This is a genomic window from Pseudoalteromonas sp. S408 (genome assembly GCF_005886645.1).
Classification (GTDB): Bacteria; Pseudomonadota; Gammaproteobacteria; order Enterobacterales; family Alteromonadaceae; genus Pseudoalteromonas.
In genome coordinates this window covers 69,281-88,548 of the sequence record NZ_PNDY01000013.1, presented here as the reverse complement: position 1 = coordinate 88,548, position 19,268 = coordinate 69,281, and the positions used below count along the sequence as shown (strand labels likewise).

At 38.9% G+C, this 19,268-nt stretch carries 14 protein-coding genes; 5 read left to right on the top strand and 9 right to left on the bottom strand.

Features of this window, described 5'->3' with window-relative positions; genetic code table 11:
• Nucleotides 1–31: 31 nt before the first annotated feature.
• From CWB62_RS11730 to bcsR, 7 genes are all read right to left on the bottom strand, one after another.
• On the bottom strand, nt 32–1,516 hold the full coding sequence (locus CWB62_RS11730) for a peptide MFS transporter (protein ID WP_138527455.1): 1,485 nt from the start codon (nt 1,514–1,516) through the stop codon (nt 32–34).
• Nucleotides 1,517–1,764: 248 nt separating this feature from the next.
• Nucleotides 1,765–5,583: a cellulose synthase subunit BcsC-related outer membrane protein gene (locus tag CWB62_RS11725; RefSeq protein ID WP_138527454.1), complete on the bottom strand. Its 3,819-nt coding sequence runs from the start codon at nt 5,581–5,583 to the stop codon at nt 1,765–1,767.
• Nucleotides 5,574–6,704 (bottom strand): cellulose synthase complex periplasmic endoglucanase BcsZ, encoded by a 1,131-nt coding sequence (bcsZ, locus tag CWB62_RS11720; protein WP_138527453.1) that lies wholly within the window; start codon nt 6,702–6,704, stop codon nt 5,574–5,576. The genes CWB62_RS11725 and bcsZ overlap by 10 nt, the downstream gene beginning before the upstream one ends.
• Entirely contained in the window at nt 6,704–8,950 is a 2,247-nt protein-coding gene (bcsB, locus tag CWB62_RS11715) for a cellulose biosynthesis cyclic di-GMP-binding regulatory protein BcsB (protein WP_138527452.1), read from the bottom strand. The genes bcsZ and bcsB overlap by 1 nt, the downstream gene beginning before the upstream one ends.
• The gene (bcsA, locus tag CWB62_RS11710) at nt 8,943–11,618 is read right to left on the bottom strand and encodes a UDP-forming cellulose synthase catalytic subunit (RefSeq protein ID WP_138527451.1); all 2,676 of its coding nucleotides are present in this window, start codon (nt 11,616–11,618) and stop codon (nt 8,943–8,945) included. Before bcsA ends, bcsB begins: the two co-directional genes overlap by 8 nt.
• Before the next feature lie 2 nt (nt 11,619–11,620).
• On the bottom strand, nt 11,621–12,334 hold the full coding sequence (gene bcsQ / locus CWB62_RS11705) for a cellulose biosynthesis protein BcsQ (protein ID WP_138527450.1): 714 nt from the start codon (nt 12,332–12,334) through the stop codon (nt 11,621–11,623).
• 18 nt (nt 12,335–12,352) lie between these two features.
• Nucleotides 12,353–12,544: a BcsR/BcsP family cellulose biosynthesis protein gene (gene bcsR / locus CWB62_RS11700; protein ID WP_058405069.1), complete on the bottom strand. Its 192-nt coding sequence runs from the start codon at nt 12,542–12,544 to the stop codon at nt 12,353–12,355.
• A gap of 114 nt (nt 12,545–12,658) precedes the next feature.
• Here bcsR and bcsE point away from each other — a divergent pair, with 114 nt between their 5' ends.
• The 4 genes from bcsE to tyrR all read left to right on the top strand — a co-directional run bounded on the left by bcsE (nt 12,659) and on the right by tyrR (nt 17,761).
• Entirely contained in the window at nt 12,659–14,275 is a 1,617-nt protein-coding gene (gene bcsE, locus CWB62_RS11695) for a cellulose biosynthesis protein BcsE (RefSeq protein ID WP_138527449.1), read from the top strand.
• 3 nt (nt 14,276–14,278) lie between these two features.
• Nucleotides 14,279–14,455 carry a hypothetical protein gene (locus CWB62_RS18645; protein ID WP_171034589.1) on the top strand — a complete coding sequence of 59 codons (177 nt, stop codon included), beginning with the start codon at nt 14,279–14,281 and terminating at the stop codon, nt 14,453–14,455.
• Complete coding sequence (gene bcsG, locus CWB62_RS11690; protein ID WP_138527448.1) at nt 14,452–16,032, top strand: cellulose biosynthesis protein BcsG; 1,581 nt, start codon at nt 14,452–14,454, stop codon at nt 16,030–16,032. Before CWB62_RS18645 ends, bcsG begins: the two co-directional genes overlap by 4 nt.
• A gap of 172 nt (nt 16,033–16,204) precedes the next feature.
• Nucleotides 16,205–17,761 (top strand): transcriptional regulator TyrR, encoded by a 1,557-nt coding sequence (gene tyrR / locus CWB62_RS11685; RefSeq protein ID WP_006791402.1) that lies wholly within the window; start codon nt 16,205–16,207, stop codon nt 17,759–17,761.
• Between the two features lie 25 nt (nt 17,762–17,786).
• Here the strand turns inward: tyrR and CWB62_RS11680 are convergent, their stop codons facing one another.
• Entirely contained in the window at nt 17,787–18,281 is a 495-nt protein-coding gene (locus CWB62_RS11680) for a hypothetical protein (RefSeq protein ID WP_058405072.1), read from the bottom strand.
• Between the two features lie 108 nt (nt 18,282–18,389).
• On the opposite strand from CWB62_RS11680, the gene CWB62_RS11675 reads away from it, so the two are divergent.
• On the top strand, nt 18,390–18,926 hold the full coding sequence (locus CWB62_RS11675; protein WP_006791400.1) for a thioesterase family protein: 537 nt from the start codon (nt 18,390–18,392) through the stop codon (nt 18,924–18,926).
• 31 nt (nt 18,927–18,957) lie between these two features.
• Here CWB62_RS11675 and CWB62_RS11670 read toward each other — a convergent pair whose 3' ends face one another.
• Nucleotides 18,958–19,266: an EscU/YscU/HrcU family type III secretion system export apparatus switch protein gene (locus tag CWB62_RS11670; RefSeq protein WP_138527447.1), complete on the bottom strand. Its 309-nt coding sequence runs from the start codon at nt 19,264–19,266 to the stop codon at nt 18,958–18,960.
• Nucleotides 19,267–19,268: the final 2 nt, after the last annotated feature.

Sequence of the window (19,268 nt, the reverse complement as noted above, 5' to 3'; positions counted from 1 at the left end):
AATAATTATTAGTACAAAAGGATTAACCGAATTAGGTTTCTAATCCTTGTTTTTCCCATATTTTCGCTTTAAAGCTCATAAGCACTAAAACAATACCTACACCAATGCTAAATAATGCAATTTGTAAGTATAGGGTAGGAATTTCTTGAACGTTATTTGGATCAAAGTTACCAGCAAGTAAACCTGCGATAATGTTACCAATAGAGTAAGTTAAAACAAACACACCCATCATTTGACCCGTATAGCGACGAGGCGATAACTTGCTTACTGCACTTAATGCAACAGGGCTTAAACAAAGCTCACCCACTGTGTGTAAAAAGTACGTAGTAACCAACCAGTAAGGCGCTACTTTTAAGCCCTCAGCTGCATAATGTGCTGCCATAAACATGACTAAAAAGCCTGAGGCCATGATGATCAAGCCAAATGCACATTTTACGCTGTAAGTAGGCGATATCATTTTTTTAGATAGGTTTATCCAAAGCGCAGCAAAAAATGGCGATAAAACAATAATAAATAGTGAATTTAAAGATTGAAACCACGTAGTTGGAATTTCAAAAGTACCAATAAGTCGGTCGGTGTAATCACGAGCAAATAGGTTTAATGAAGAACCGGCTTGTTCAAAACCAGACCAAAAACACGCAGACGCAACACACACTAAAAATAGTGCCCACATTCTTTGTTTTTCTTCGCCAGTTAATTTGCCTTTAAAATAAATAAGACCAAAGTACACAAAGAATATAATAGTAAATGCAACAGCTGTATAACCGGCTACAACCGAAGGGTTTATAGTAATGGCACCCGTCATAGCGGCTATGGTAACGCCCGCAACAACAGCCACAAACAACGCGATAGCGCCCCATGTACGTGAAGTGCCTTTAGCGCTTAATGGGTTAGCAGGTAAAGCGCTGTGCTCTGGTAAGTTATTAAGTGTAATTTTGTATTGCACTAAACCAATGGCCATACCAACAGCTGCTGCACCAAATGCCCAGTGCCAGCCTACGTTCTCCATAAAGTAACCACATACGTAGTAACCTATTAAAGAACCCATGTTGATACCCATGTAATAAATAGCGTAACCGCCATCACGACGCTCATCAGCATCGCTATATAGTTGGCCTACCATTGCACTGATATTTGGCTTGAGTAAGCCCGTACCTGTAGCAACAAAAATTAAACCAATAAAAAACGAATATTCATGCGGGACGGCCAAAATAATGTGGCCACACATAATGATAATACCGCCGTACCAAACCGCTTTTTGGCCACCGAATAATCTATCTGCAAGCCAGCCACCTGGCAAACCTAAAAAGTATACCGCACCTGTGTACAAACCATAAATTGCAGCAGCTGATGCAACAGTAAAGCCAAGGCCTTCTTGTTGTAAGCTTGCTGTCATGAATAATACGAGCATAGCTCGCATACCGTAATAACTCATTCGTTCCCACATTTCAGTGAAGAACAATGTCGAAAGTCCTTTAGGGTGGCCAAACCAGCCACTATCTGGAGCTGAACTCATATTTACTTCCTAACTTAAAGAATTGTTGTGATGGCCTTATAATTTTTTGCTTTAGCTAAGTTAGCCCGTTTATAAGGTTAAAGTGCTCGACCATCAGTATATTATTTGTAGCTAAGATAATGATTTGCTGTATGGCTATAACACCATAAGGTAAGAGACACACCCTTATCCTAGCTACAATTGCGCTCAAGTATACATATACCTCAAGGCGAGGGGAAGTACTGAGCGGTGTATCACCTTATGCCAAGTTAGAACTCAGCATAAGGGATAATAGGTGTACCCGGAAATTCGAGTGTTCCGTAAACGGGATTGAAGTAATAGCGGATATAAAGCTGGCCAAAATTAGGTTCGTAAAAATCCGAGCGGTCAATAGCTAAATAACCACCAAAGAACCAATGTGGCGTTATTCTGTATTCAAAACTGCCTTCTAAATTGTACGATACGCCTGCACTGGTATCTGAGTCAAAGGCAGGGTCTACACCGGTTTCAAGTTGGCGCGTAAAGGCTTCTGCTTGAAGGTCAGGATCATTAGGGAAAAAGTCGATGGCTTGCGTTTTAGTTTGCGAATACGACACGCCCGTTTTTACGCGGTACACAAAGTCATCACCCCAACGTGCATCGTAAGTTAAGGGAACCGATAACCCAATATAGTTTTGAGGGCTATAGTAGCCGCCATGCCCCCACGTTTCCTCACTTAAATTAAACTTATACGCCCAATGCAATAAACTTGCACCGACTGTAAATTCGCGTTCTTGATTGCTTATTACACGATAATAGGTGCCGCCCATCAAGCGGTAGCGTTGGTTATCTTTTACGTTTTGACCTTTATATAATGTAAAGTCAGCACTAGACCAAAACCCCCAATCGCCGCCTAAATCGTGGGAAACATTAGCGGTTAAACCTGTTGAACGAACACCACCCCAAATTTTACCAGTATTAACGTCTTCAAGACCTGCATAGGCAAGTACTGAGCTAGTTACTGGTCGTTTTTCTAACTCAAGGCTATAACCAAAGTCACCAAAGTCGTCCGAGTAATTAACACCCCATACAATGTCTTCGATTAAAAAGCCCAGTGGTGTTGTACCAATATCTACGCGCCAGTTTTCGTTTTGCCAACCAATGCCAATATCAACGCCATCTTGCTCAGGACTTACTTCATCAATACCACAGTTAAATATACACAAAGCGCCTTGTCCGTATCGGCTACCAGCAAATTGTTCGTCAAATCGTGTTGTTTGAGCGCTAATGCTTGTTGGGTCTATTTTTATAAAACCTTGCCCTTGCCAAAGCGGAAAGTACGCTTCAATAGGGACTAAACCAGCGCCCAATGTGGCTTCACTTTCAGTGCTTACTTGTCCACTAAAATTAACACCAACAGCAATGTAGGCTTGGTTTTTGTTTTGCTGATTAAGTATTTCTCGTTTAGCACCATTTATATACCACTGGTCGTTCTCATTAATGCGCGAAAGTGATGCGTAGAGTTCTTTTTCATTTAGTTGACGATTAGGTGAAAGCGTTTGTGCGTACCACGTTTGTGCTTGCTCTGTTTCATTAAAATTAGCAGCAACTTGCGCGCCTAAATAACGAAGCTCTAAATCATTAGGTGCTTTTTGAATAAGTTGTTCAGCTAAGTAAAGGGCATCACCTGCGTAGTTAAAATCGTTTAACGATTCCATAATTTGACGCTGAAAATAACTTTCTTGCGTTGTGCTTTGTTTAATGGCGAGTTGTGTGACTTCTTTCGCTTGGAAATCATCCCCAAGTGCTCTGTAGGCTTTAGATATTGCTATTAAAGCTTGGGGTTCAATTAGCTGATTATTTTTTACTTTTTGTTCATACAAAATAATGGCTGATTGGTTTTGATCAAGTGCTAAATTTGCATTTATTAGCGCAGTCGTTGTAGCCGGTGAGCTGGGGTATTTTTGATCAAGCTGATTTAGCTTGGCAATAAGGTCACTGCCATTAAAATACTCTGAATAATAAGCATTTTGTAATTGCACGAACTGATTTATTTCACTCTCAGAGGCATTTTCAGGAAGCCTATAACGATTAAACCAATCAACAGTTGGTGCTTTATTGTCTTGTGCTAAAAGCCATTCGCCGTATAACATATGCCAATAGGCAGATAATGAGGGGTCTTCAACTAACGCGTTGCGCATTAGTTTTAAGGCATGATTTTGTTCATCTATGCTAAACCAGCTTCGTGCTAATTCAGCTTTCATTGCTGGTGTTAAATTTTGCGCCTCTAACGCACTTAAGTGATAAATAGCTGCCGCTTTATTTTGAGAATTAATAAAACGCTCGCTTTGTGCTAAAGACTCATTAAGTTGCAACTGTTGTTCAAGAGATACAATATCAGCGTCGCGAGATTTAAAAGGAATATACTTAAGTGTAGCAAGCGCGCCTTGATAATCGTCTAACGCGCGCAAAAATAGTGCATGGCTATACCTAAGCTGTGAATTTAGCGGAAATTGCCACAATACATTATTAAATAATGAGCGAGCTTTGTCGGTGAGCCCTTTTTGTTGGTATATAAATGCTAAGTCGTAATATAACCAAGGCTCTTCAGGTGTTGCTTGAATAGCCTCTTTTAATATTTTTTCAGCCTCTTCTAATTCACCTGCTTCGGTAAGCTTTGTTGCCTTAGCCCTATACGCGCTACTTATTGAACTTAAATATGACGCTCTTAAAATTTCTTTTTGTGAAAAAGAAAGTCGATTAAAAAAAGATGTCAGGTTTTTTTCACTTTGCTCAAGTTCTGCAATCTCAAATAAGCCAAATAGGGCGCCTTCGTTTAAAGGTTCGCTTTTAAGCACAACTTGATAGGTAAGTGCTGCCTGTGAATATAACCCTTGGGCAAATTGTAAGGTGCCACGATTTGCTAACACAGTGTTCGGTTCTTCTTCTAATGCGGCGGCTAAATCGAGTTTTAATTTGGCAACTCTAAATTCACTGCTGTCTATAGCGTCTCTTGCTTGGCGAATATAAAACCAAAACTTAGCCGTTTTGGCCATGCTTTTGAGGGTATTTCGCTCTGCAAAGTCGGCAGTGTATTTTTGTGCACGTGTAAAGTAATTGTAGGCTTTACCATTTTCACCTAGTTGAAGATAAAGTATGCCTAAGCTATTCATAATAGCACCGTCAGTAGGGCGGCCTTTTAATGCGTTTAAAAGGTGTGGCTCTGCTGATTTTAGTTTTCCTTGTTCAAGGAACTTTTCACCTTTTAACCAAAGCTGATAAGCAGGATCGGCTAACAACTTTCGTCGTGCTTTTAATTGCTTTTTAAAATCTTGGTAGTGTAATTCACCCTTGTTACTGAAAGGGTAGAGCGTAAAATACTGCTGAAACTGTTTATCTGTATTACTGTTTATCGGCATGTTTCTTAATGCAGATAGCCAAATACCTTCTACTTCATCACTAAAACCAGATGTTGAGCCATACTTCCCCAAAATACGCATAGCTGTTTTATCACGTGGGTTACGTCTGAGTAAGTGCCTTGCATAAGCAACTTCTACCTGGCCAATATTGTCATAGCGCTTTAGTAGTTGCTTATATCTATTTTTAACGCCTTGCCATTGGCCGGTGTCTTGGGCATACCAGCTTAGATGCTCAAGTTCAAAATTTAAGGTCGGATAAATATTATTAAAAATTTTATTATAAATCTGACGTGCTTGTTCATACCTGCCAGCACGAGCAAGTAGCTTGGCCTCTTGAACGCTAGCCTTATCTTGCCCTTGTATACGAGACATCACCTTGAGTTTTTTTACGCAAGGTGTTTGTTGCATTAGTTGGTTATCAAGCTTGCTTAATAGTAAGTTTGCTTGATTTACATTGCCATTTGTAAAGTCATAATGGGCCAAAGCACATTGTGTTTCTATTCGAGAAGGGGCAATAGCAACCAACTTTTGTAGGCTGTCTTCAACTAGCTTTTTGTTTTGTTGTGCTTCGCCAATACTAATTTGACTTAATAACCAATCAACAGATTGTGTATCAATATCATTTATGGTTTTGGCGTTTAAACTAGCGCTTAGTGCTAATGTACAAGCTAAGGCTAACCTTAACGACATTCAGTGCTCCAAGTAGGTTGTAGCGTTCCATCAGCCGTGATTTTAAAGCGCTTATTTACAGCACTTTCACCAAATAAATTTAATACACTGTCGTAATAACGTGTTTGTGTAAAAGATTTATCAATCATCAATTTTTGTTGAATAGCCATTACTAACTCATCGTTACCTTGCTCAGCTAACAAAGGGAGTAATGCAGCGTTAAATCCTAATGGGCCTCGTTTATCAGATTTACCTGATTGAGAATATGTATTTAAAGGAACATAGCCACGTTCTTTAATCGACTCTATAAATGGTGCAAATTGAGTAAGCAGCTCTTGTTTATAAGGTGCGTCGTTTGCCATCATACTGGCCCAGAGGTAAACTCGAATAGCGTTATAGTTGCCTATGTCAGTGGTTTTTTTGTCAAAGTAAAATCCACGGTTTGAATCAAACATAACCCAATCAGGGCTTAGGCCTTGCTTAGCAGTATCTAAAATAAGCTTTGCTGAGCCTTCATGAAGTTGATGCCATGGTGAATGTGGGTAAAGCTTTTTAAATTGTTGATAAATAAATAGCGGCGAGTAGCTAGGGTTTAGCTTATAACGCTCATTATCAAACTCAAAGCCTGCAGGTGCCGGCAATAAAGATAAACCAAGGCCTGTTATATAAGCTGTTTCTTCTCTGATTATACGCTGAGCAAGCACAGCGGCTAAAATACTATAGCGACGCTCGTCCCATAAAATAGCGGCTTGCGATAAGCTGTATGCAATCCATAAATCAGAATCAGACGCAGGGTTTGAGTCTAAAATACCCCCTACACGGTTTTTATTTAGGCCCCATTTCCATGCAGGTAAACGAGTACTTAAATCGCCTTCTGATAAGTGCTCTTGAGTCCAATTTAAAACAGAGTCAAACGCGACTTTATCGTTGGCGATAAGTGCAAAAAATAGTGCATATGATTGACCTTCAGAGGTTGTGATACTTCCCTCACTGCCTAAGTCAATAACACGTCCGTCTTGGCTTACAAAGTGATTTTTAAATACCTGCCACGACTGCCATGGTGCACATTGTTCAGCTTTTGCGTTTGCATTAAAAGCAAATAGTGCAATCACAGTAAAAAATACATTAACGAGTGATTTCATTATTTATCTCCTTCAGCTAAACGCTTGTAAGTTAGTGCTTGTAATAATCGCCATAAAATAAATGAGATCAGTAACAGCGTTAATATAGACAGTAACGCCAATATAAATGGATGATCAGATAAGTGGAACCACACTAAAGTATGGACCGGAATATGCCCCACATAATATTGTTCATCTACCTGTATTGTTTTAATACCTTGTGAATTAATAACGGCTGCACTGCCATTAATTAGGGCACGTTTTTCTGAGTTCATCAATGCGTCATCAAGCAGAGTAAATGCATTATTAGTTGTCGCACTTAACGATACAATTGAACGGTTTGAATCAAATGGTGATTGAAACCCCGTGATTACAGCCATATCACCACTACTTTTAATGCTTACTTCTACTTTTTCGGTAGTTTGCTCATCATAAGCGCCATTATAAATAGCTTGTTTTATTGCTCGTTGATTATTATTAAGCAAAATGTTTGTTTGTGCATCTTCGTCTAAGTCGTTAGCAATACTGTTTGGTTTTGCGATTACAAGTATGTCTTTATCATCTAAATCAGCGTCCTCATTTAAATGAGCCACACTCATTCTGTGAGCCGGGTAACCAGTAATTGCACCAAATTCGCCAGTTAAATTAAACAAAACGGTAAGTGCACTAGGTGTTGGGTTGTTATCAATTAATACAAGAGTTTGCTGTAAATCAGCGTATTTGGTAAATGGGAATCCACTATTAGCAAATACATTTAAGTCTGGCAGAGCAATGTAATGGTCAAAACCGCTTACATCAATACTTGAGTCGCCATCAATAACACCAAATTCACCGCCAGGAGGTGCAACAGCACATTCCCCTTTTTTGAGGACCCCAAATCTAAAATCAAAGTTAAGTTCATTTCTGTTCGCTAAATTAATCCCGTTCACAGAAAACCCTTCAGTGCTTTGGGTTGTATCGGTGTTGCCTACTAGCGGCAGTAATGCTTGTGTTGTTTGTAATAAATCGTTGTTTTCGTCTAACAAAAAGCCGCTTATGAATTCTTGGTTTATTAACATATTTAAACGAGAGTCGATAGCTTCCGATTCTGGAGTGCTACGATATTGTAGGGTAATAGGTATCCCTCTTTCACGCCATGTAAACAAATCAGGTGCAAAACGAATATTTAGTTTTACAGGGCCATTATTAAGGCCTTGCGCCTGTAATTGCGTAGGGTAGTCAATAAGTTCGTCAAAATGCACAGGGCGATCGCTTCTAAGCCAGCGCGGAGCATCATATGCTTTACGCAGCGGTAATTGATCAATGGCTTCAATGCTTGCACTTCTGCCTGTCATTACTTTGTGGCCAAATGCAAGACCCGTCACCGCAGTTTTTAAATCAGCCTCATCACGACCCAATATTAGCAGCAGCTTGTAATAACGATTAAATGGATTTGAAATGATTTCAATCGTTGGTTTTTCAACATCTGGGTAATCTTTTAAAAAATCAGGTTTCGAATCATTAGTAATAAACACCACGCTATGTTTGTTTGGCGCTTTATTTAGCGTTACTGGAAAATTAAAGCCGCGCCAGTCTGCTTGTGCGCCAAACCAGCTTGATAGCGTTGCTGCTGCTTCAATTGCTTGGGTGTTGGGTGTTTTAGCAAATACAAAGGGTAGGTTAAGTTTATTGTAATCTTTTTCATCAAAAAACGGTTCAGGAAGGTATTCTAAACGACTATCAATAGCAAGCTGCTTTTGGTCGAGCATAATGTTGCTTGACCTATTAATTTCAGTCCAAATGGTGCGGCTGAAATAATCTTGACAACGAAGGTCATAATAACCAACTAATTCAAAGCGTACTTGGTTGTAATCTTGGATATATTTAGCGTTTAGGTCGAGGCTATGTTGCACTGTGTTTTTCACAATACTTAGCTGCTCATTAATGGGCAAAACAGTCACTAAATTATCATTAAAGTAAACTTTTAAATGCGATACATTTGCGATTAACGAAGGCGAGTTTGTATACGAAAAATTCAGCTTTAAATTAGTGCTTAATTTATCAATTCGGTTTGTGAAGTCGACGCGGGAATTGTTATTTACCCCGTTGAGCTTAAAGCCAGTAAAACCTAAAGCTTCAAACTCTAAACGTAAACTCGATACCTGAGCACTTTCAGGATAGCCATTAATAAACATTGATTTATTTTGTAATGGCTCAACCGCGTGTGCAATATGCACACTACAAATAAGTGACAATGTTAGGAGTGTATTTAGCAACTTTTTAATCATAATTATTATGCACTATTGGTCTTTTTGGGGTAAATGAGTTTACGTACATAACTATATTAGTTATGAACTGAATAGTAGGTTGAAGCGCTCTTGGCGCATGGAAAAGCAGGTTACTAAAGCCTCTAAGGCTCGTTTTCTGCACTTCTTTAAAACTGTAAGATGGGCGATCATGTCTAAAGTTATTTTGCCAGTCAAGCCACGCATCTGCTCGTGAAAATGTACATTGTATAAACGCGCGCTGTTTTTCAAGAGACAAATCTTTAATGGTCAAGCCAATTTGGTTACCCCGAGTGTTACAAACATGGGTAGTGAAGGAAAACTGCTTATTACCACGGCTCATTAATAATTCTATTTTATCGTTTACGCGACAAGAATGCGCATGGTCGGTTTCTATACCCACGCCGTTGTCTGAGTAATCTGTAATTTTTACTTTTAGCGTATGTCCATTTGCTAAACGAACGCCCGCTGGAAAGTTTGCTTTAATACGGTGAGAGTGCCTAACTTGGCGTGCTTCTGCAGCTACCGCAACGGCGGCCCCTAAAATAATAATGTTATAAAGCGCCCACCCCATACTAATTAGCAACACACCAACCTGTGTAGGGTCGCCAAAAAACAGGCGTAAAATACCTACCAACATGCCTAATAAATTAATGGCGAGTAAAACAAGGTAGGGCTTAGAGATTCCCCAGTCATAATGCTCTTCGTCGTTTAAGCCGCCTTTTTCGGTAACGTTAAATTTACCCTTGTTTGGGTTAAATAAAGCAACCGTTGTTGGCTTTAATATGTACCAAGCAAGCACAGATTCGTAAACTTCGCCCCAAAACGAATAGCGATACTTACCTTGTATTCGCGAATTGGTTGCTTTTATTTGAATAAGTGTCGGTACAACATAGATAAAAATAGCTAAAAATGGCGCATAAATAATGTACGCATTAAAGTAGATGAGTGCCAGAGGTGCAGTTAAAAACACAATGCGTGGAATGCCGGATAAGAAATGCAGCATAGCGTTTAAGTAACAAAGTCGCTGAGGTATGTTTAAGCCTTTGCCTAAAAGCGGGTTATCAAGCCTAAATATTTGCGCCATACCACGGGCCCAACGAATTCGCTGGCCGATATGAGCCGATAAACTATCAGTGGCAAGTCCTGCCGCTTGTGGAATATTTATGTAAGCCGTTTTGTAACCTGCGCGTTGCATTCTCAGCGCAGTGTGTGCATCCTCAGTTACGGTTTCAAAAGCAAACCCACCAATTTCGTCAAGCGCTTCTCTTTTTAGTACCGCACACGAACCACAAAAGAACGTGGCATCCCACATATCGTTACCGTCTTGAATAAGCCCGTAAAATAGCATGTTTTCGTTTGGAATTTGACTGTGGTTATTTAAGTTTCTTTCAAATGGATCTGCTGAGAAAAAGTGATGAGGTGTTTGCACCAAACATACTTTACTGTCTTTTAAAAATTGCCCCATGGTCATTTGCAAAAATGATCGAGCAGGTACGTGATCACAGTCAAAAATAGCGATGTAATCACCGTTGGTATAGCGCATAGCACTATTCATGTTACCCGCTTTTGCATGGTTATTATCTGGCCTTGTTAAATAACCTGCACCCACTTGTTTGGCAAATTCACCAAATTCAGGGCGTTTACCGTCATCTAAAATATATACGTTTAATTTATCTGCCGGCCAATCAATACTCAACGCAGCAAGGGTAGTGGGCCTTACAACACTTAATGGCTCATTGTAAGTAGGAATGTAAATATCTACCGTAGGCCATAAGTCAGTATTTTTTGGCAGCATTACGGGTTTTCTTTCAAGTGGATTAATTGTTTGAAAGAAACCTAAAATAAGCACCATCCACGCATATGTTTCTGCAAGTAATAAACCTGCACCTAATGTTAATGCGAGTGGATCATCCCAGTTGAGTGTTTCGGTATAGCGCCACCATAAGTAACGAGATGATGTAGTGACAGAAAGCGTGACCATTATAATGGTGGCCATATGACCTTTTACGCGTTTTAGCGCGTAAGCAACCAGTAATATAAAGCTAATAAAAACGGCTTGCGCTTCAAGGCTAAATGGAATGGTTACAAAGATTGCGAGCAAAAATAATATAAGCGCAACTACAATGTACTTAATTAACTTATTTTGCCAAATTCGAGCGTCAGCCATTGTTTTAAAAGCACTCTTTTTAGGCCTGCTGCTGTTTTTAGAAAAAAGGCGCCTTATTAACCGACCTAATTTAAGATCGTACCAGCGGAGTTGTCTTAGGCTGTAGCTCACCGAATCATAAAAATAATTTGTTGCATGCTTTTTGATTGATACAGATTTATTTTTAGGTTTGTTGACGGTAAACAATAAAAAAATAGTCTGAATTATAAAGCGCACAATATTAGAGTATATGTAGGTCCTGTAAGGAAGCCTTAAGTGGGGATAATAATTATATAAGGTTAATTCAAAGCTCTCTCTGTTTTTGCTTATATTTATAAATAAAGAGCTAAACAAAGTAATAAAAGGCATAAAAAAAGCTTCAATTACATTAACTTTGTGTTGATTAAAGTAACTATGAAATTTAAATAAAATATAGCGAACAAGCTTATCAGTAAACAATATGCTCAGTAGTAAATACAGAGTACTGTGTATGGGTCTTTTGTAAAAAAGAGAAAAGCTCATTGTTACAACGCCGCTTTACTTACAAGCCACCCGGCAAGTGTTTCAAAGTCATCATTAGCAACGCTGTATGGTGCACAATTAAGTGCAACATTTCGGTTTGCTGTGGCTTCTTTAATAACTTCATCGCTGTTGATAAAAAACGGCGCCATAAATGGCAGTGTAGATTGCCAAAGAGAAAATAGATCAAACTCTAACACTGAGGCTGAGTTGTAGCGGTTTACTACAAAAAAATGCTTCCAAGTTGATTTGGCGGTTTTTAACGTTTGTAGGCGTTTATATATAAGGCTATGGCAAATAGCATCGCAGGTAACAAGCTCAATCACAATGTCGTCTTCTTCCAACGGGTAGTGAGAAATATTAATATGAGCAGGGCAGTCAAATAGTAACCAGCTTGATGATTTATAATCTAGTTTTTTACAATGATTAATGGTTGAGACTATGTCTTCTAACGTTGCCTCATTATCACCAAAGGGTAAAAAAAGTACGCCGTCGCTGTCTTTACGAAAGTGCAGTAGTGCATCTTCGAAATTACTTTCGTTACTCCAGCCTTTAGTGCTCGTCCACTTTAAACCAAAATGCAACCCAAGGTCGCTTTTAGCATCTAAATCTATGGCAATAACATCTACATCTGATTTTTTTAAGACGCACGCAAGATTAGCAACGACCGATGTGCTGCCAATTCCTCCTTTAATACCTTTTACAAAAATCCGTTGCAATGGAATGCTACCTTTATATTATTTATTGTTGGTTGTTTTTATTGCGTCATCAATTTCTTTTAATAGCGCGTATTTGTTTATTGTTTTTTGGTTTTTTTGTGTATTCATAATTTCAATGTAGTCATCGCTTTTCCCACCAAAACGGCGAGCTAGGTTTTCTATGTCACTTGATGTAAGTATTTGTGAGCTTTTTGTAGCTAAATTGTTCATCACAACCTTTGTAAGCGTAATTTTTATTTTATTAAAAGTGGACAATATTTGGCTATTATATATAGAATAGCGGGCAAAACTAGTAAAAAAGTATTTTTTTTAAGGACTTTTTAAGTGCATAACTTTAACATCCCGGGATTAGAGCCAGCTGCAAAGGAGTTAAAATCGGCTTCAAGTTATGCTGTTTTGGCGCCTTTAGACAATTTTGTTGTTGAACTTGCTTTACATGCAGTTAACCAAAGTCTCTCAAATGATATCTATATTGTTTCTCAAGAAGTTGAATCATTTTTTGAATCGCCCTATTCGGCTGCACTTAACAACGCTTATAAACGCAATAAGGTTCACCCGTTTTCATTTTCATCTGAAACCCAACACTACTCAACAGAGCGCACAAATAAAGGTATAATAAAAGAAATTAGCGCCTATAAAAATTTAAAAAATGCCCTTGTGTTTATTCACCTGCACACTGAATTACTCAGTGCTACGAGCGAAGCAAATATAGGTGTAATTCTGAGTGATTACAGTGAGTTTGCTAAAAAATCAGGGGTGACCTTGTTGTTTTTAATATCGGGTCCAGAAGTCACACATTACCGATTTTTAATGAGGCGCTTAAATACTATTTTTGATGGCTTAATTTTTGTTGATAATGACTCTGCCACACGTGTTTTAGATTATGATTACTGGCTGCATAGCACGGGCGTGTTTGCTGAAAAACAATTCCAGCTTGCAATTGAAAACAATCAGTTTGCTGTTTCAGAGACTAATATTAACGAGCAAAAAATGCCAAACGGCAGTCATTTTCCCGATGAAGATGACGTATGGTTAGTGCAAAGTGCGGTGCCTATAGGCACAAAATTACCCACACACTATTATACCGCTAAAGACAACAATGAATTATTCGATAAAGGCCCAAAATTAAAAGCCGCAACACTTGTTTTTGCCGTTACTCGCTACACTGATTTAGCGCAATTAGGTAAACAGTGCTTTGAGCTCAGAAAAAGCTGTGGTCGTTGGTTAAAATTAGTTATACAAAATGTAGATGGCGTAATACGTCACCAAGATGAATGCTTATTTTTAACGTTAGGCGTAAATCTTATTTTGTATAGTTTTTCTGAGCCTTCGCGGTTATTATCTCAGATCCAGTCCATTCAAGGCTTTCAATTTTCGAGGCCATTACCTCCATCTGTTGAACATGTTTTAAAGTTTACTGAAAACACATTCTCTAAAGGCTATCTCCCTTTTGATGAGTTTACACGCCAGGTTGAAGTTCATAGCGACTCTGCGGTTAATTTAGGGGTAAGCGGTGTGTTAGTTAAGCTTGAGTTACTGCCACGAATAGATCCGATTCATCCTTTACACTTGTTCCATATTAAGCGTGAAGGAGATGTTTTTAGCCTTGCGGATAACACAGTATATTTGTACTTGCATGCGTGTAGAGAAAACGATGTAAATAATGCAATTAAACATTTGTTTAAATTACAAACCAATGATTTTTTTGTGCAGCAAAATGTTATTTCAAACCATTTTCATATACAGCAAGAGTGTAAGCAACTCAGACGATTTTATGCCGGTAAGCCCGTTGTTGATTATTCTAAGCAGTTAACCGAAAATGACAGCTATAAATTTGAACCCAGTGTGTCAAAAAATATTACAGAGGCATCAGAAACGCCCGAGTTTACAAATGATGCGCGCCCCGATGCGGTATCATTTGCGATGAGATTAAAGGCCTAACCCATGAGTATTGATCAGCTTTTTATTACCGCTATTTTGGCTATGCTCGTCGGTATTATGTTGTGCATGTCAGCAACTTACATACTAGCCAGAGTAAAAAAATATTATTACAAGGTTACTTTTAAACATGAAGTACTTGAACCTTACACACCCAATAACAAAAAAAAGGATGAGCAGTGAAATTATCAGGTTTAGGAGCTTGGAACCTTTATTTTCTGGCTAAATTTGCCCTATTTTACTATGGTGCAATTGATTTTAATGTACTGACCAATGCTGCACTTGCTGCTTTTTTAGCAATTAAGTTCAAAAAAACAATAATCGAAAAAGCAAAGCACGTATTTGGCGGCTCTTTGGCAATTGTTATATTATATCAAGACTCGTGGTTACCGCCTTTAAATAGACTAACTAAACAAGCAGGTAATGTTCAAGATTTTAGCTTCGGCTATTTTATTGAGCTTTTAGCACGCGTAATTAGTGTTGATATGTTATTAGCATTATTTGTTATCACAGTCTGCTTTTGGTACACATCGCAGTGGTTACGCTTTACAACAATCACCATTGTGGGGTTACTTATTATTGGCTGGCAGGGAGACAGCGAACAATCGTCAACTGTTGCTGGAAACAACTCAGCGAATACCACCCCATATAATCAACCTGAGCAACAAACACAGGTTATTACTCGCGCCATTCAAACACCTGATCAAAAACTCACTGATTTTTACCAGCAACAAAGCCACCTAGTGAGTCACTTTCCTTCGCAGGTAAATGGTGAGTTATTTGATGTCATTGTGTTAAATATTTGCTCTATGGCAATTGATGATTTAAGTGCCATTGGTGTCAGTGTTGAAGATATGTTTAGTGACTTCGATGTGGTGTTTTCAGACTTTAATTCGGCTACATCGTACAGTGGGCCTGCCGCAATTAGGTTGCTTCGAGCAAGTTGTGGGCAAACCAGTCAAACCGCTTTATTTAACGATGCACCAGAGCAGTGCTATTTATTCAAAAACTTAGAAAAGTTAGGGTATCAAAGTAGCGTGGTAATGAACCACGATGGGCATTTTGATAACTTTAAAGGTTTAATTGATCAATTTGGTGGTTTGAATAATAAACCACTTAATATCAGCTCAATGCCGGTGGCTCAATATGGGTTTGATAATAGCCCTATATACTCTGACGGGGCAGTATTGAACAACTGGCTTGAAAATGAGGCTGACGATTGTAAGCCATGTGCAATGTACTACAACACAACAAGTTTGCACGACGGTAACCAGTTAGCTAATCAAAAACGTATGAATAGCCTTGAAAGTTACCCAATCAGGCACGCTAATTTACTGTCTGATATTAACCGCTTTATTAAAAACCTTGAAAAGCGTGGTCGTAACGTCATGTTAATGATAGTGCCTGAGCATGGCGCAGCATTAAAAGGTGACAAAGTTCAATTTGCTGGCCTTCGCGAAATACCCAGCCCTAGTATTGTATCTGTGCCGACGGCTATTAAATTTATTGGTCCGGATGTTCAAAGTTACTCGCAAATTATGATTAACGAATCGACTAGCTACTTTGCCCTGTCTGAAATTGTTGCTAAAGCACTTGAAACAAATGTTTTTGGTGGCAACAACAGCATTGCAAATTTAGTAGGAAACCTACCTAAAGCATCAAAAGTAGCCGAAAATGCGGGTACAATTATGATGTACGTTAATAAACGCCCTTACATACAACTTGATGGCGAAGAATGGTCTGCCTATCCTCAAGGTTAAAAAACAATTTAGCTATGCAGTAGGCTAGCACTACTGCGTAGCGTATTTAGGCTGTTATTCCTGCGCCTTAGTTAAAACGCAAGTTTGTCCAAAAATGTTTACAATAAGCTACCTTCTCAAAGCGACTTAGCGTATTATTCGGCTAATTTAGTTTTTCCTGCTTTGAGGATGTATGCGTCTAGATATTCACTGTGCTGATAGAATCGGTATAGCCCAAGAAATCCTTAATATTTTAGTTAACTACAGTGTTGATTTAAAAGGTATTGAGGTTGATTCTGTTAATTGCCGTATGTATGTGAGCTTTCCCGAAATTGAGTTTGAGCAGTTTCAAAAAATCATGCCTTCGATTCGTCTTATTGATGGTGTGCATGATGTACGCACTACCGCATTTCTTCCTTCTGAACGAGAGCATAACGAATTAAATACCTTATTACGTGCATTACCTGATGGGGTTATTTCTATTGACGCTAAGGGCTGGGTGCGTTTATGTAATGATGCTGCGTGTAAAGACCTGCAGTTAAGCGAAAAAGAAGTAATTGGTGCCAATATTAATAACTTACTCAAAGGCTTTAACTTTACTCGTTGGTTGGAAGGCAAAGAAGTATTGGGGCAAACCACCCGAGTTGAAGTCGCTGGAGAAGACTTTATTGCTGATATTCTGCCTATTGCCGTGCCGCAAGGCAGTGAAGGCGATGTGTTAGCTGGTGCCGTTATTAATATTAAGTCGCAAAGTCGTTTAGGGCAGCAAGTTAGTGCATTCAGACGCTACGGACAAGAGAGCTTTGCAACCATTCATAACTTTAGTACTGCAATGCGCCGTGTTGTTCGTGAAGCTCGAAAAATGGCGCAACTAGAAGCCCCAATACTCATTACTGGTGAAACGGGCACAGGTAAAGAGTTACTTGCGCGAGCGTGTCATTATGCATCTAATCGATCAGTTAAGCCGTTTATTGCGCTTTCGTGCGCGTCGTTACCTGACGATGTAGCGGAGTCTGAATTATTTGGTTATGCAGGTTACGAAGAAAATGCAGCTCCTAAACGCGGTGTACTAGAGCAAGCCGATGGCGGTACTGTATTTTTAGATGAAGTGGGTGAAATGTCGACCCAATTGCAAACTAAACTTTTGCGCTTTTTACAAGACGGGACTTTCAGAAAAGTAGGCGATGAGAACGAAGTAAAGGTAAATGTTCGTATTGTTGCTGCTACTCAAAAAGATTTACCCGCAATGGTACAAGAAGGTGTTTTTAGAGAAGATTTATACTACCGAATTAATGTATTAACACTCGAAATTGCACCGTTAAGAGATCGTAAAGCTGATGTAGGGCCTCTCGCAGAGCACTTTATTCAAAAATACGCACAGCAAAATGGCCACGCAATCCCGTTATTATCACAAGAGTGCTTAAGCTTTTTACAAGAATACCCATGGCCGGGTAATGTACGCCAACTTGAAAATGCTATTTACCGTGCAGTGTCTTTGTTAGATGACAGTGAGTTACGTTTAGAGCATTTACAACTGCCTACGTTTACGCATGAATTAGGGTATTTGGAGTCAGACTTTGAGGGATCGCTTGATCAAGCAGTAAAACGTTTTGAAGCCACATTATTACGTAAGCTTTATCCAGCCTACCCAAGTTCAAGGCAGCTCGCTAAACGTTTAGGGCTTAGTCATACCGCAGTGGCAAATAAGCTACGCGACTACGGTATTAATAGAAAAACCGTTAAGGTTTAGATTTTTCTAAAACAGAAATATGGGACTAGTTTTTAGTGCCCATATTTTTTGTAACACCATCAATAGCAATAGTTTCAATACCGTCTTCATTAAAGTTTATAACAATACTGGCATTGTTACGGGTAAAAAAGTAACTACGGTTATTTAACTCTATAACGTAATCGCCTTTTACTCGGTCACTAAACATTTGCTTTTTCAGTGACACAGTATGCTCGCCAATTTGCCAATTAAACCCTTCAATAAAACCATTGTTAAACTCTTGCACCCATACCTGGCTTTCATCTTTTGATAGTGTAATAGCCACTGAGTATGAACTTGGAATGCTTTGCATAGCGTAGCTTTTAGCGCCAATTTTAAATTGTTCAGCTTTTTGCTGCCATGCAAAACCAAATTCAAAGTTTTTTTGTATTCCAGTGGAGTAGGTAATGGTCCCTTTTCCTGGCAGTGAAAAATCAGCTAGCGCCGAATAGCTTGGTAGAAGTAATCCAATAAACGTAATTATATGTAGTAGAGGTTTCATAAGCGTTTTATTTTTATATATATGAGTGAATTAAGAGTAAGGGAGAACATTCGTCTTCGCAAGTGCTTGTGATACACTCAATTAAATTTTACTGGTAAGACCTTTGTTGTGAACTTATATATTCGACTCCTATTATTATTTTTTAAAATTAAGCGTAATAAACACTATCAAGATTTACTTGATACCGTAGATATTGACTACAAAGCACTCCCGACTGACTGTGATATTAATCTGCATTTAACTAATTCGCGTTATTTGGCAATGATGGACTTGTCGCGAACGTGGATGACCGAGCGTGTTGGTTTACTTAAGCAAATAATGAAACGCCGATGGTTTCCTATCGTTAATGCAACAGCAATCACTTATATTCGTGATATAAAACCGATGCAAAAATACACCATTAGCACTAAGTTAGTAGGGTGGGATCATAAGTATTTTTATATAGAGCAAAAATTCCACTCTGACCGAGGTTTGCATGCTATAGCTTACGTGCGTGGTGTATTTAAAAGCAAAAAAGGCGTTATTAGTATTGAAGAAATGCTTGAAGTGGCTGGCTTTGAAGGTAAAACGCCTATTTTGCCAAGCGAAGTAATGCATTGGAAAGAAATGCTTGAGCAGAAAAAAATGACTAATTTACCAAAGTAAACGTTAAAGGCGCTTAGCGCCTTTCCTAATGTTAAGCTTTTATATTCAACTTACCCTGAAAGTCCTGCCATCCTGGTGGAAATTGCCCACGTAATACATACGAAAACGCAATCAGTTCTGCAATCACAAAATAAAGCTCTTTTGGAATTTCCTCACCTAATTCGAGGTGCGATAAGGTTTTTGCTAAGTCAGGGTCTTCGTGGATCATGATCCCTTTCTGTTTTGCTGCTGCAATGATTTCTTCAGCTAATTCGCCAAAGCCTTTAGCGCTTAACGTGGGGGCGCTTCCGGTTTCGTATAAAAGGCCAATTGCCGATTTGCTTTTAGGGGGAGCACTCATAA

Coding starts and splice junctions, on each gene's coding strand:
- bcsZ (WP_138527453.1), bottom strand. CDS start 6,704: ATGAAATCACTCGTTAATGTATTTTTTACTGTGATTGCACTATTTGCT.
- tyrR (WP_006791402.1), top strand. CDS start 16,205: ATGCGTCTAGATATTCACTGTGCTGATAGAATCGGTATAGCCCAAGAA.
- CWB62_RS11670 (WP_138527447.1), bottom strand. CDS start 19,266: ATGAGTGCTCCCCCTAAAAGCAAATCGGCAATTGGCCTTTTATACGAA.
- bcsA (WP_138527451.1), bottom strand. CDS start 11,618: ATGAGCTTTTCTCTTTTTTACAAAAGACCCATACACAGTACTCTGTAT.
- bcsR (WP_058405069.1), bottom strand. CDS start 12,544: ATGAACAATTTAGCTACAAAAAGCTCACAAATACTTACATCAAGTGAC.
- CWB62_RS11680 (WP_058405072.1), bottom strand. CDS start 18,281: ATGAAACCTCTACTACATATAATTACGTTTATTGGATTACTTCTACCA.
- CWB62_RS11725 (WP_138527454.1), bottom strand. CDS start 5,583: ATGTCGTTAAGGTTAGCCTTAGCTTGTACATTAGCACTAAGCGCTAGT.
- bcsB (WP_138527452.1), bottom strand. CDS start 8,950: ATGATTAAAAAGTTGCTAAATACACTCCTAACATTGTCACTTATTTGT.
- CWB62_RS18645 (WP_171034589.1), top strand. CDS start 14,279: ATGAGTATTGATCAGCTTTTTATTACCGCTATTTTGGCTATGCTCGTC.
- CWB62_RS11730 (WP_138527455.1), bottom strand. CDS start 1,516: ATGAGTTCAGCTCCAGATAGTGGCTGGTTTGGCCACCCTAAAGGACTT.